12 protein-coding genes are annotated in these 12,474 nt (G+C 68.3%); 3 read left to right on the forward strand and 9 right to left on the reverse strand.

Going from position 1 to position 12,474, the window contains the following annotated elements; all coding sequences use genetic code 11:
• Window positions 1-514 precede the first annotated feature (514 nt).
• The 3 genes from QN357_RS00200 to QN357_RS00210 form a co-directional block, all read right to left on the reverse strand.
• Window positions 515-1,876, reverse strand: a complete 1,362-nt coding sequence (locus tag QN357_RS00200; protein ID WP_323504274.1) for an LCP family protein — start codon at window positions 1,874-1,876, stop codon at window positions 515-517.
• Window positions 1,873-2,340 (reverse strand): 5-(carboxyamino)imidazole ribonucleotide mutase, encoded by a 468-nt coding sequence (gene purE / locus QN357_RS00205; protein ID WP_323504278.1) that lies wholly within the window; start codon window positions 2,338-2,340, stop codon window positions 1,873-1,875. The genes QN357_RS00200 and purE overlap by 4 nt, the downstream gene beginning before the upstream one ends.
• 104 nt (window positions 2,341-2,444) lie before the next feature.
• Window positions 2,445-3,581: a 5-(carboxyamino)imidazole ribonucleotide synthase gene (locus QN357_RS00210; protein ID WP_322189442.1), complete on the reverse strand. Its 1,137-nt coding sequence runs from the start codon at window positions 3,579-3,581 to the stop codon at window positions 2,445-2,447.
• Window positions 3,582-3,703: 122 nt separating this feature from the next.
• Here QN357_RS00210 and QN357_RS00215 point away from each other — a divergent pair, with 122 nt between their 5' ends.
• Complete coding sequence (locus tag QN357_RS00215; protein ID WP_322136414.1) at window positions 3,704-4,228, forward strand: GtrA family protein; 525 nt, start codon at window positions 3,704-3,706, stop codon at window positions 4,226-4,228.
• On the opposite strand, the gene QN357_RS00220 is transcribed toward QN357_RS00215, so the two are convergent.
• Window positions 4,184-4,744, reverse strand: a complete 561-nt coding sequence (locus QN357_RS00220) for a PH domain-containing protein (protein WP_322136415.1) — start codon at window positions 4,742-4,744, stop codon at window positions 4,184-4,186. The two genes, QN357_RS00215 and QN357_RS00220, sit on opposite strands and share 45 nt — an antisense overlap.
• Before the next feature lie 7 nt (window positions 4,745-4,751).
• Complete coding sequence (locus QN357_RS00225; RefSeq protein ID WP_322189441.1) at window positions 4,752-5,633, reverse strand: biotin--[acetyl-CoA-carboxylase] ligase; 882 nt, start codon at window positions 5,631-5,633, stop codon at window positions 4,752-4,754.
• Between the two features lie 175 nt (window positions 5,634-5,808).
• Here QN357_RS00225 and QN357_RS00230 point away from each other — a divergent pair, with 175 nt between their 5' ends.
• Both QN357_RS00230 and QN357_RS00235 read left to right on the forward strand, forming a co-directional pair.
• Window positions 5,809-7,422 carry an acyl-CoA carboxylase subunit beta gene (locus tag QN357_RS00230; RefSeq protein ID WP_416172932.1) on the forward strand — a complete coding sequence of 538 codons (1,614 nt, stop codon included), beginning with the start codon at window positions 5,809-5,811 and terminating at the stop codon, window positions 7,420-7,422.
• Between the two features lie 9 nt (window positions 7,423-7,431).
• A complete protein-coding gene (locus QN357_RS00235) occupies window positions 7,432-7,695 on the forward strand; it encodes a hypothetical protein (RefSeq protein WP_322189440.1) in 264 nt (87 codons plus the stop codon).
• Between the two features lie 254 nt (window positions 7,696-7,949).
• Here QN357_RS00235 and QN357_RS00240 read toward each other — a convergent pair whose 3' ends face one another.
• The 4 genes from QN357_RS00240 to QN357_RS00255 form a co-directional block, all read right to left on the reverse strand.
• Entirely contained in the window at window positions 7,950-8,990 is a 1,041-nt protein-coding gene (locus tag QN357_RS00240) for a hypothetical protein (protein ID WP_322140663.1), read from the reverse strand.
• On the reverse strand, window positions 8,990-10,306 hold the full coding sequence (locus QN357_RS00245) for a sensor histidine kinase (protein ID WP_322189439.1): 1,317 nt from the start codon (window positions 10,304-10,306) through the stop codon (window positions 8,990-8,992). The genes QN357_RS00240 and QN357_RS00245 overlap by 1 nt, the downstream gene beginning before the upstream one ends.
• Entirely contained in the window at window positions 10,293-10,997 is a 705-nt protein-coding gene (locus tag QN357_RS00250) for a response regulator transcription factor (RefSeq protein WP_322189825.1), read from the reverse strand. The genes QN357_RS00245 and QN357_RS00250 overlap by 14 nt, the downstream gene beginning before the upstream one ends.
• A gap of 117 nt (window positions 10,998-11,114) precedes the next feature.
• On the reverse strand, window positions 11,115-12,428 hold the full coding sequence (locus tag QN357_RS00255) for a class I SAM-dependent RNA methyltransferase (protein WP_322189438.1): 1,314 nt from the start codon (window positions 12,426-12,428) through the stop codon (window positions 11,115-11,117).
• Window positions 12,429-12,474 lie beyond the last annotated feature (46 nt).

Below are 12,474 nucleotides of genomic sequence, written 5' to 3' on the forward strand. Positions count from 1 at the left end.
CGGGGCCGAAGAGCCAATCACCTATCGGTCGAAGACGCCGTTGCGCTCGGGATACCCGAGTCCGCGCGCCTGAAACGATCCGCGGCCCCTGGGCTAATAGCCTCATGGCGTCCTGGTTTCCAACATCGCGACTCTGGTCCCTTGTTTCACGGTATTCCCGAGCACGTACACGGGTGCGTCGTGTCCTCTGTCCGCGTCGCAGGCTGCCATTTTCGCCGCACCGAGACGCCCTCCAGTCGCACGCAAGAGAACATCAGGCAGATCTTCACAAGTGTGTCAATGCACGGCGGAAATCATGAGGCCCTTGTTCAGCGCGGCGGGACGGTCGAGGTTACCATTCTTCCACGCCGCTCAGTAGGCGCCGTACTCGCAGCCGGAGTTGCGCATGCCGACGGTCAGGGGATGACTGGGGTTCTCGGCGGTGACGCGCCAGATGATCTCGGTGTCGGTATCGGTCTCACTGCACTCGAACGCCGTGGTGCGGCGGGTCCAGAATGGGGAGAAATGGATACCGCTATGGGGTGGGTGTCGCCGTGGCCGGGGTGAGGGCGGCGTCTATCAGTGACCTGATCACGTCGTAGTCGGGATTCTCCGGGTCGACGTTGTTCGCCGGGGTCAGCTCGACCGTGTTGATCGGGTGGGTCTTGGACTTGGCGGCGAGCGTCACGAAGTAGCCGAGCATGCTCTGCGGGATGTCGGTCTTGACGACCTGGGACCCGGCTGAGGCCACGGACTCGAACTTGGCGAGCACGTTGGCGGGGCTGGCCTGGGCGAGGATCGCCTCCTGAAGCTGGTGCTGGCGCTCCATGCGACTGTAGTCGCTCGTGCCGTGCCGCGAGCGGGCGTACCAGAGTGCGTGGTAGCCGTCCATGTGCTGCATGCCCGGCTCGAACCAGAACAGCACGGTGGTGAAGGTGTCGTCGGTGTGGACCGGCACGCGTTCGGTCACGTTGATGTCGACGCCGCCGAGCGCGTCGATGAGCTCGGAGAAGCCCTGCATGTCGATGAGCCCGTAGTACTGGATGGTCAGCCCGGTGATGCCCTCTGCGGCGTCCCGCATGCCCTCGATACCGGGCTCGCTGCCGGCATCGATGGCCTTCGGGTACATCTCGGGGCTCTTCAGCTCGACCTCGGTGTAGATCGAGTTGAGCATGCACGCGTCGACCCGGCAGGTGTCGTGGTATCCGTATCCCTTGGGATACTCGGCGGCGAGCGGGGAATTCGCTACGAAGGGCACGTATGCGAGGTTGCGGGGCAGGCCGATCATGGTGACCTGGCCCGTGGTCGCGTCGATGCTCGCCACGGTGATGCTGTCCGGGCGGAGACCAGACCGGTCGGCTCCGGCGTCGCCGCCGAGAAGCATGATGTTGTAGCGCCCGTCAACCGGAGGGACCGTCGGCCCGGCCACGAAGACCGAGGACAGGAAGTCGCTCGCCGTCGCGGCGACGTAGGCGCCGTAGCCGGCCGTTCCGGCGATGACGACCATGATCACGGTCGCGAATCCGGCGATGAGGGGGCGGGCACCGGGGCCCGCCTTGACGAGGCGCACGAGCCGGAGGGTGTCGAGGGTCAGCACGACCCAGACGATGCCGTAGAACACCAGTACCGCTGCGGCGACCCAGAGCCCGATCGAGTTGGTGAAAGCCGTGAGCACGAACTCAGGCCAGAACAGGTAGGCGAGCCCCACGATCACGACAAGGCCGATCAGGGTGAACGTGCAGCGCAGGCCGAACCGGCCGAGGCTGCGACTGCCGGCGAGCACTTGCGCCGAGCCGGGCAGGACGACGTTCAGCAGCACGAGCCACCAGGCCCGTTTTGTCATCACACGGGCGGACCCGGATTCCGGGTTCCTGATCGGATTGGTGGCGATGCTCATAGCTTGGCTTGGAGATCCGAATTCTTCTGTTCGACCTGTGCGGCAAGGTCGAGTGCGTAGGCGAGGAGCTTGTCGTGCAGGCCGGCGTCGGAGAGGGCCAGGATCTTCACGGCGATGAGCGCCGCGTTACGGGCCCCGCCGATGGAGACGGTCGCGACAGGCACTCCGGCCGGCATCTGCACGATCGAGAGCAGGGAGTCGAGGCCGTCGAGCCGGCTGAGTGGAACGGGAACGCCGACCACGGGAAGCGCGGTGACGGCGGCGAGCATGCCGGGGAGGTGCGCTGCACCGCCGGCGCCGGCGATGATGACCTTGAGGCCGCGCCCGTGGGCGTCTTCGCCATAGGCGATCATCTTCCTGGGCGTGCGGTGCGCGGACACCACCTGGACTTCGTAGTCAATCCCGAAGTCGCGCAGGAGCTGCGCGGCGTCGCTCATAACCGGCCAGTCGGAATCGGAGCCCATGACGACGCCGACGAGCGGCGCGTGCGGCACCGGGGGCGTTTCTCGGTTCTCCGACAGCGGGGTGGTTGCTATGGGGTTCTCGGGCACGCAGTCGATCTTAGGTGTCAGTCCTGAAAAAACGCCGCAGTGGCACGCGCTTCATAGGCGACGTCGTCCAGATCCGCCCCTCCCACGGTGACATGGCCGACCTTGCGGCCGGGTCGCGGGTCCTTCCCGTAGTTGTGCACCTTCGCCGACGGATGCGCGGCGAAAGCCGCCGGATACCGATCGGCGAGCGTGCCTTCAGCGGGTCCGCCGAGGATGTTCACCATCACCGACCACTCGTCGCGCGGCGTCGTCGCACCGAGCGGGAGGTCGAGGACGGCACGGAGGTGCTGTTCGAACTGGCTCGTGGTCGATCCTTCGATCGACCAGTGGCCGCTGTTGTGCGGGCGCATCGCCAGCTCATTGATCAGGAGGCGCTCATCCGTCGTCTCGAAGAGCTCGACGGCCATCACGCCGCACACGCCGATGCCCTCCGCGACCCTGACGGCGATGTCGGCGGCGACCGCCGCGAGTCGTCCGCTCGACAGCGGCGCGGGGGCGATCACTTCTGCACAGACGCCGTCGCGCTGCACGGTCTCGACGACGGGCCAGACGGCGACCTGGCCGGACGGGCGCCTGGCCACGAGCTGGGCCAGCTCCCGGGTGTACGGCACGTGCTCCTCGACAAGCAGGGCGCCGCCGTTGGCGTCCTCGGCGAGCGCGATGAACCAGTCGTCGACCTCGTGCTTGTGCGTGACCACCCGCACGCCCTTGCCGTCGTAGCCGCCCCGCGGCGTCTTGACAACGGCGCGGCCGCCGTGGTCGGCGATGAAGACGGCGAGCTCAGCCGTGTTCTCGACAGCCGCCCAGTCCGGAACCGGGAGCCCGAGCTCGCCGAGGCGCCGGCGCATCTCGATCTTGTCCTGGGCGAAGACGAGGGCCTCCGGTCCCGGGCGCACGGTGACCCCGCGGGCGACGAGTTCACGGAGCACGGCCTGGGGCACGTGCTCATGGTCGAAGGTGATCACGTCGACGGTCTCGGCGAAGGCGAGGACCGTGTCGAGGTCGTGATAGTCCCCCACCCTCGTCGCGGCGAGGCCGGCCGACATGCCGTCGGCCTCGGCCAGGACACGCAGGTCGATCCCGAGGTTCACCGCAGCGGGGATCAGCATCCTGGCCAGCTGGCCGCCCCCGATTACGCCGACTGTCGTGCTCATTTCGTCACCGATTTCTGTGCGACCCTTCATTTTCGGACGCACCGATTTTCAGTCTGAGGCGGTGTACGCGCCGTAGACTCGTGGATTGTTGTTCTATCTTCGCCCATAGACCGGATGGATGTATGCCGATTACCTCGGGAAAATCAGCACGGCTCGTCGCCCTCGCGATTCAGATCGCGAGCTTCGGCGCCGTGGGACTCGTCGGCTTCGCCGTCGACTTCTCGGTGTTCAATCTGCTCCGCACCACGGTCTTCGATCCGCACCTGGTCCACGCCGGGCCGATCTACGCCAAGGTCGTCTCGACCATCCTCGCCATCGCCGTGAACTGGATCGGGAACCGGTACTGGACCTTCGGCAAGAGCCGCCAGTCCCAGACCCTCCGCGAAGGAATCGAATTCTTCGGCGTCAGCCTCGTCGGTATGGGCATCGGACTCGCCTGCCTGTGGGTGAGCCACTACGTGCTCGGCCACACCAGCGTCGTCGCCGACAACATCTCCTCGAACGTGATCGGCCTCATCCTCGGCGCGATCTTCCGCTTCGTGCTCTACCGCTACTGGGTCTTCGCCCCGCACCGTCGCGTTGTCGCTCCGGTGACGGCGAGCCTAGCGACCATTCCAGATGGTCGTCTGGTCGGCAGCGAACGCTGATTCCTCGCGCCGCCGCGAATCGAATCCGGTCTGCGACTGCTCGATGAGGTCGTGCAGCACGCGCTGCACCAGGGTCGCATTGGGAACGTCCTTCAGCACGAGCGGCCGTTCGGAGCCGGAGGCGATGATCACGTCGCCGGAACCGCTCAGGGTCTGCAGCCAGGTCGTCCGCACCCTCACGTCGTAGCCACGGCTGTGCAGCAGCTCCTGCCGGGTCCGCACGAAGAAACCGCGCCGGAAGATGATGCGCCGGGTCGTGATCGTGTACCGCCGGTTCAGCCAGGACGCGAGCGGCAGGAGCCAGACCAGCACGACGACCGCAGCCGCGACCCAGAGCAGGGCGCTGTCCTGCCACGGCTCCGCGAGGTTGCCGTAGAAATACCCGGTTGCCGTGCAGACGCCGACCAGCGCAAGGGTCGGCCAGAGCAGCACGCGACCGTGCGGGCGCAGCGCGGCCACGACCCGTTCGGCCGGAGCCCCCGGATCTGCCGGGCCCGTCCCCCTGTTGTTCGTCATGACCCTATTAATACCTCAGGTGGGTCACATCGCCCGCCGCGACGGCCTGCGGCTCGCCGGTGGCCTGGTTCTCCACGATCAACCGGCCCGACTCGTCGAGCGCGATCGCGACCCCGACGAGGTCGTCACCGCCGGGCAGTTGCACCCGCACCTTCGAGCCGAGGGTGCCGCACAGTGCCGTGACGGTGCCAAGGAGACCGCTCGCGACCGGGTCCCCGTTCACCGCGAGGAACTCGGCCGTGAGACGGGAGAGTTCGATGAGGTAGCGGGCGAGCACGGCATCCGCCTCGGGGGCCCGGCCGGTCACGAGCAGCAGCGAGGTCGAGGTGAGCGTGGGCAGGTCGTGTTCGTCGAGCGAGAGGTTGAGGCCCGTGCCGATCACGAGCCCGCGGGTGTCCGGCAGCAGCTCTGAGAGGATGCCGGACACCTTGTAGCCGTCGATCAGCACGTCGTTGGGCCACTTCAGGGTGACCTCGTGGGCGGGGTGTTCACCGTCGTCGGGGCCGGCGGCCGACGTGCCGGCGGACGGGGCGCCCGCGACGAGGCTCGCCTCGACCTCTGCGCGCACGGCGATGGTCATCGCGGCGCCGGCGAGGAGCGGGAACCAGCCGAAGCGATCCACCGGGAGCGGGGTGCCCTCGCCGGCGCCTGTTCCGACGAGCGGGCGCAGCAGCACGGAGATGGCGAGCGACTTGCCGGTGGGGGCGAGCCAGGTGCGGCCGAGCCGGCCCCGGCCGCGGGTCTGGTTGTCGGTGACGACGGTCGACAGGTGCGGCCAGCCGGCGGCATCCGCCCCCGTCGCGTGGCCGACGAGCACGTCGTTCGTGGACCCGGCCTCGTCGAGGTAGTCGAACCGGCTCACCGCCTCACGGCTGAGTGGAAACTGCATCTGACCTACTTCCGCTTCCTGCAATTCTCCCGGAAGATGCCCCCGATGCCACATTTTGAACCGAATTTGCGGAATCTGCAGGAGTTATGCCCGCCCGGGGGAACAGAACGGCCAGCGATCGGGCCGGGTTTTGTAGGGTTTCGTCAACGGTCCGGGCCGAGGGCTGGCCGGTAGAGTGAACGGCGTGAGTGACAATTCGCCCGTTTCGGGACCAGATCTGTACACGACGGCTGGAAAGCTCGCCGACCTCAAGATTCGCTATCACGAAGCCGTGACCGCGAGCGGTGAGGCGGCGATCGAAAAACAGCACGCCAAGGGCAAGATGACCGCGCGCGAGCGTATCGAGCTCCTTCTCGACCAGGGCTCGTTCGTCGAACTCGACGAGTTCGTGCGCCACCGCACCCACGGCTTCGGCATGGAGAAGAAGCGGCCGTACGGCGACGCGGTCGTCACCGGCACCGGCACGATCCACGGGCGCCAGGTCGCGGTCTACTCGCAGGACTTCACCATCTTCGGCGGATCGCTCGGCGAGGTGGCCGGCGACAAGATCATCAAGGTGATGGACCTCGCCCTCAAGACGGGCGTGCCGATCATCGGCATCCTCGACTCCGGCGGAGCGCGCATCCAGGAGGGTGTCGTAGCCCTCGGCAAGTACGGCGAGATCTTCCGCCGCAACACCGCAGCCTCCGGCGTCATCCCGCAGATCTCGATCATCTGCGGCCCCGCCGCCGGTGGCGCGGTCTACTCCCCCGCACTCACCGACTTCGTGATCATGGTCGACAAGATCAGCCAGATGTTCGTCACCGGCCCCGACGTGATCAAGACCGTCACCGGCGAAGACGTCGGAATGGAGGAGCTCGGCGGCGCGCTCACCCACAACAAGGTCTCCGGTGTCGCGCACTACCTCGCGAGCGATGAGGCCGACGCGCTCGACTACGCCCGCACCCTGCTCGGTTTCCTGCCCGACAACAACCTCGCCGAGCTTCCGGTCTTCGACAGCGACGTGGAGCTCGAGACGACGGATGCCGACCGCGCGCTCAACACGATCATCCCTGACTCGCCGAATCAGCCATACGACGTCAAGACCGTGATCGAGCACATCGTCGACCGCGGCGACTTCCTCGAAACGCAGCCGCTGTTCGCCCCGAACATCGTCGTCGGCTTCGCCCGCGTCGAGGGCCGGTCCGTCGGCATCGTCGCCAACCAGCCCAACGCCATGGCCGGGACGCTCAACATCCAGGCCGGCGAGAAGGCCGCCCGTTTCGTGCGGTTCTGCGACGCGTTCTCGATCCCGATCCTCACCCTCGTCGACGTTCCCGGCTTCCTGCCCGGAACCGATCAGGAGTGGACCGGCGTCATCCGCCGCGGCGCGAAGCTGCTGTACGCCTACGCAGAGGCGACGGTGCCGCTCGTGACCGTGATCCTGCGGAAGGCGTACGGCGGCGCATACATCGTGATGGGTTCCAAGCAGCTCGGAGCCGATATCAACCTCGCCTGGCCGACCGCCGAGATCGCCGTGATGGGTGGCCAGGGCGCCGTGAACATCCTCTACCGCGCCGAGATCAAGAAAGCCGAAGCCGCGGAGGAGGACGTCAACGCCGTGCGCACCCGCCTCGCCAACGAGTACACCTACAACGTCGCGAGCCCGTTCCTCGCCGCCGAACGCGGCGAGCTCGACGGGATCATCGAGCCGGCAGCCACCCGGGTCGCCATCACCAAGGCGCTGCGTGCCCTGCGCACCAAGCGCTCGAGCCTGCCGCCCAAGAAGCACGGTAACATCCCGCTGTAGGGAGCGACCATGGCAGACGAAGAGAACGCCCGACCGGACGCACCGGAGGACACCCCCGCGGATGCTCCGGCGCACCTGCGGTTCCTGACCCGCGGCATCAGCCCGGTCGAGGCCGCGGCCGTGTCCGCCGTGCTGCACGGCCTGCTCCGCGAGGAGACCGGCAGCCTGCACAAGAAGCCGACCGGCGCCCGCAGCGGCTGGCAGGCCGGCCAGCGGGCCATCCGGCCGCCCTTCGTGTCCGGGCAGAGCAGCTGGGGCGAGTTCCGGGCCTGAACCGTCCGGGTCCTGGCCGGTCCCCCTAAATGCCGACTTTTGAATTGCGAACGGCTCGACCACTATAGATATTGCTAGGTGTCGCTCACTGAGTTACACAGCCAGAATTCGTCGACTAGGGTAAGCAGGCGAATTCTGGGGGCACGTCAGGGTGACATTCGGGTTGTCGCCCTGGCACAACGTAAAAAGGGGACCAGCCTTCGGGTTGGTCCCCTTTTTTTTGCGTTCCGGGCCGGTCCGTTCCCCGCAGGCCCTCAGGCGCCGAGGGCGGATGCCGTGGCCGGGTCTCTGGGGATCTCGAGCCAGAGGTCGACCTCGGGCTCCGGTGAGTCCTGTCCCAGGGCGCTCAGCCGGGCATCAGCACTGCTGAGGCCGACCACGGTCACGGCCGTCGCCGACCCTTCCCCCGCGGTGCGTGCGATGATCGTGTCGGCCGTCGATTCGCCGATGGCGGCGGCGAGCTGATTGAGGACGGTTTCGAGCTCGGCACCGTCGAGGTCGTCGATCGTGCCCTCGTCGAGAAGCGTCACGATGCCGCCACGGCGCCTGGCCGTCATCACCTGCTCGCGCACGGCGTCGTTGAGCAGCTTGCGGCCGCGGATCTCGTCCCGCACGGCGGCTTCGAGGTAGCGGCACTCCTGGCGGTCCTCCGCGTCGAGCTCGCCGCGCTTGTCGATGATGCGGCGCAGCATGGGGGACGCGAGGCGCAGCGTCTGCGCGAGGCGCACCTGGCGTTCGAACAAGTGCGCTTCCTGGGCGGCCTGCCACTCCGTCGCCTCCCGCTCCGCGAGCGCATACTGGCGGGCGTCACGCCCCGCCTTGGCGAGGGCGCGGGCGAGGAGGACGGCAACGGTCACCCAGACGACACTCCCGATCACGCCCATGTCGAGCAGCTGGGCCGGGCCGGCCCAGATGATCGTGTGCACGACGAGCGCGCCGACACCGACCCAGGCGAGCGCCGTTCGGCGGCGCGTCGCCGTGATCGTCATGAGAGTGCCGACGGCGGCGACGTACCAGGTCGCGTAGCCGTTCCTTGCGGAGCCGTCGAGCTGGCTGCCGACGAGGAGCGGGATCACGACGCAGACCGCGACGTTGAAGAAGGCGAGCGCAAGGCCCATCCGCATCGGGCTCGACGGCCAGAGGCTCAGGACCGTCGCGAGTGCGTAGAGCGCGAGCGCGATGATCGTCGGTCCCGGGGTGCGCGGCAGGTCGATGGAGTAGATGCCGAGCACGACGTGGTACGCCGAGAAGAGGCCGGCGAGGAACAGGACGAGCCCGCGCGGGACGGTGATCATCAGGGGGTCACCCCGCCGTCCTTCGGCCACTCGATGGTGATCGTGGTGCCCTGCCCCGGCGTGGAGCACACCGACACGGAGCCGCCGACGCTCTGCATCCGCTCCGCGATCGAGATGCGCAGGCCGAGGCGCGCGCTCGGGACGAGGGCCGGGTCGAAGCCGACGCCGGTGTCGGAAATCTGGATGGTGCATCCGCCCTGGCTGTTCGCACTCATCGTCAGCACCCGCTCGGGATCGGGCGCACCTGGGCCTGCGCCGGCGTGCTCCACGCTGTTGGCCATGGCCTGGACGGAGGCCGCGAGGATCGCCTCGGAGACGTGCGTGGGCACGGCGAGCTTCGGGATGGAGCACTCGACGATCGTGAACGGCCGGGCGAGCCGGGAGGCCGCGAGGCGGATCTGCCCGGCGAGCTCGGAGAAGCTCACCGTGCTGTCGTCGACGGCCGGGGTGATCGCTGCGTCCGTGAGGCGCTGGAGGGCGTCGGTGGCCATCCCGGAGGCGAGCTGCGCGGCCTTCGGGCTGCCGGCGGCGGCCGCGGCGAGGAACGTCGCGAGCACGCTGTCGTGCACGATCGAGTCCACCTGCACGCGCTCGACCTCGGTGGCGTGCTGGCGCACGGCGTTCGCGTACTTGTTGAGCGCATTCGTCTGCGCGGCGTCGACGGAGGCTGCCGTCTGCCGCAGCATGAAGATTATGATCAGGAGGACCTGGCCGAGGAGCGTCGCGTAGACGGCGTCGAGGGAAGCCAGCAGCGCATCCGCGTCACCGCCGGAGGGCAGCGAACGCACGATCCCGTAGGCGAGCGGGGCGGCGAAGGTGTACGCGCACGCCCAGCCGAGCGGGAACGAGATGGCCGCGCACGAGGTCGCGACCGTGCAGACGTACCAGAGCCAGGGCTTCCCGTCGAGGACGGCCGCCGGGTCCCGCATCAGGAACGGCCACCCGATCAGGGCGACGAAATACACGAGTGCAACGGCGCCGGTCGTGATGCGCACTCCGACCTTGGTGATCGAGGCCACTACGACGGCTGCGACCGCCACGGCGAGGGCGACCGGCATCGCGACGCCCATGACCGGCAGCCGCAACGGGATCTGCTGCAGCATCGCCGGGAGGGCCTGCAGGGAGAAGACGACGGCGACCCCGGCGACGGACCGGGAGATTACGACCTCGATCCGGGACCGGCTGATCGGGTTGCGGGGCTGGCGGATGCCGGGCGCCCGGATGCCCTCCGCCGCGACGGGTACGAGTTCCAGGCGGTCGGGAGGCAACCGTGTCGGGAGCTGCGGGATCGTGCCCGCTGCTTCAGCCGCGGCCATCTCCGCCATCCGGGTCCAGCCCCGGCAGGATTCCGTCTTCAACGGCCCGGCGCAGCAGGTCGACCTTCGTCGGCGCGGGACGCCCGACCTCGACGTACTTCACGCGGATCCGGTCGAGGTACTCCCGCGCGGTCGAGTGCGCGATGCCGAGCTGCATGGCGACCATCTTGAGCGGAAGGCCGGAGGCGTAGAGGTGCAGCACGTCCCGTTCCCTGCGGCCGAGCTGGGCCTTGGCGAAATCGCGGTCGGCGTCGATCGCGGTCGCCCATTCGAGGTTGTTGAGCACGTCGCCGCGTGCGACCGAGGCCACCGCGGCCATCACTGTCGTCGTCGGCGACGACTTCGGGATGACGCCGGCGGCGCCCGCAGCGAGGGCCTCGCGAACGAGGGCGACCCTGTCGGCGATGCTGTGCACGAGCACCGATGCGCCCGTGCTCTGGGCCAGGTGCACGTTGTCGGTGACGAGGGAGCCGTCGCCGAGGGAGAGGTCGAGCACGATCACGTCGCAGGGACGTCCGCCGATCCCGTCGACGAGTCCCTGGACGGTCGCCGCGGTTGCGACGACCTCGTAACCGACGTTCTCGCAGGCGGCCTGGATGCCGAGGCGGACGGATTCGTGATCGTCGGCGATGCCCACCCGGACCGGGTGGTCGAGCGGCGTACGCGCTTCAGCGGCGTGCGTCGAACCCAGGGTCGCACCGGCAGGGCCGGCGGGGGCATCCGCCGTCGTGGTCGGAGAGGTCGCGGGTGTTGTCGGGTGCGTCACTTGTTCCTACATTCTTCCATTGCACGTACACGTCAACGATAGCTATTTGGACAGCAGGGCGACGGCTTCGACGTGATGAGTGTTCGGAAAGAGATCGAACGCGCGCAGCTTCCGCAGCTCGTATCCGTGCCCGTTGAGGAGGGCGATATCGCGGGCGAGGGCGACGGGATCGCAGGCCACGTACACGATCTGCTTCGGGGACAGCACCGCGAGCTGGTCGATGACCTCGTGGCCTGCGCCGGAACGCGGCGGGTCGAGGACGACGGTCGCCGCCTGGTGCTTCGCCCGTTCGGCGGCGCTCGCGTCCCGGACCAGGCCGGCCAGGAAGCGGTCGACCCGGTCGGTGCGAACGCTCGCTCCGACCCATTCCGCGAGGTTCTCTGCGGCGAAGTCGGTCGCGTGCGCGTCGCTCTCGACGGAGGTGATCCGGACAGTGCTGCCGAACTTGTCACCGACGGCCGCAGCGAGCAGCCCGACGCCGCCGTACAGGTCGAGGTTGGTGGCACGGGGGTCGAACAGCTCGGGATCGATCAGGTCCTGGACGGCGTGGTACAGGGTGTCCGCAGCGCGGACGTGCACCTGCCAGAACCCGCCGGCGTCGAGACGGAATTCCCGGTCACCGACGACCTCACGGATCAGGGTGCGCGGGGTGGCCTTGGGCTTACCGCGCGCGTCCGGCTCCGAGACGAGGATCTGCACGGTGCCGAGGCTCGGGGAGACGACGTCGACTGAAGCCGCTCCGGGGAAACGCTGGTCGAGCGGGGCGGCCGCTTCGAGCATCCGCTCGGCGAGGGGAAGATCGCCGACGGGGATCACCCGGTGGGAGCGGGCCGCGTATGGGCCGACCGTGCCGTCTTCGTCGACGTGAAGGCGCACCCGGGTGCGCCAGCCTGTGCCGTCCGCCGCGTCGCCTGGCGAGGCGTTTGGGCCGAGCGGCACGGGTTCGACGACAACGTCGGACTCGATCTTCGCCATGCGCTTCAGGGAGTCTGCGAGCACCTGGCGCTTGAGTTCGCGCTGGAAGCCGAGTTCGATGTGGCCGAACTCAGCGCCGCCGGCCCGGTCGTCCGGGTCGCGCTCGACGGCAGCGGAGGCCCAGATGTGCGGCTGGCGTTCGCGGGCCGCGTCGAGGACCTCGACGGTCTCCGCGCGCCAGAAGCTCTTGTGGTTCGCGGAGGTGAGCCGGGCGCGCACGCGCTCCCCCGGCAGGGTGTCGCTCACGAAGACCACGCGGCCTTCGTGCCTGGCGATGAAGATACCGCCGTGAGCTACGTTGGTGACGAGGAGTTCGAGTTCAGTACCCACCTCGGCTGCGGGTGCGGGGAGATTCGCCGGTGTGTCATTGCTGGTGGCCATTGTTCGAGCATCCCACATCGCTTCTATCGCCGCTTATCTCGCCGCA

The sequence above is a fragment of the Cryobacterium sp. RTC2.1 genome (assembly GCF_035018685.1).
Lineage (GTDB): Bacteria > Actinomycetota > Actinomycetes > Actinomycetales > Microbacteriaceae > Cryobacterium > Cryobacterium glucosi.

Excerpts from the sequence above, each read along its gene's own strand:
- QN357_RS00200 (WP_323504274.1), bottom strand. The coding sequence starts at position 1,876 with ATGAGCATCGCCACCAATCCGATCAGGAACCCGGAATCCGGGTCCGCC.
- purE (WP_323504278.1), bottom strand. The coding sequence starts at position 2,340 with ATGGGCTCCGATTCCGACTGGCCGGTTATGAGCGACGCCGCGCAGCTC.
- QN357_RS00210 (WP_322189442.1), bottom strand. The coding sequence starts at position 3,581 with ATGAGCACGACAGTCGGCGTAATCGGGGGCGGCCAGCTGGCCAGGATG.
- QN357_RS00215 (WP_322136414.1), top strand. The coding sequence starts at position 3,704 with ATGCCGATTACCTCGGGAAAATCAGCACGGCTCGTCGCCCTCGCGATT.
- QN357_RS00220 (WP_322136415.1), bottom strand. The coding sequence starts at position 4,744 with ATGACGAACAACAGGGGGACGGGCCCGGCAGATCCGGGGGCTCCGGCC.
- QN357_RS00225 (WP_322189441.1), bottom strand. The coding sequence starts at position 5,633 with ATGCAGTTTCCACTCAGCCGTGAGGCGGTGAGCCGGTTCGACTACCTC.
- QN357_RS00235 (WP_322189440.1), top strand. The coding sequence starts at position 7,432 with ATGGCAGACGAAGAGAACGCCCGACCGGACGCACCGGAGGACACCCCC.
- QN357_RS00240 (WP_322140663.1), bottom strand. The coding sequence starts at position 8,990 with ATGATCACCGTCCCGCGCGGGCTCGTCCTGTTCCTCGCCGGCCTCTTC.
- QN357_RS00245 (WP_322189439.1), bottom strand. The coding sequence starts at position 10,306 with ATGGCCGCGGCTGAAGCAGCGGGCACGATCCCGCAGCTCCCGACACGG.
- QN357_RS00255 (WP_322189438.1), bottom strand. The coding sequence starts at position 12,428 with ATGGCCACCAGCAATGACACACCGGCGAATCTCCCCGCACCCGCAGCC.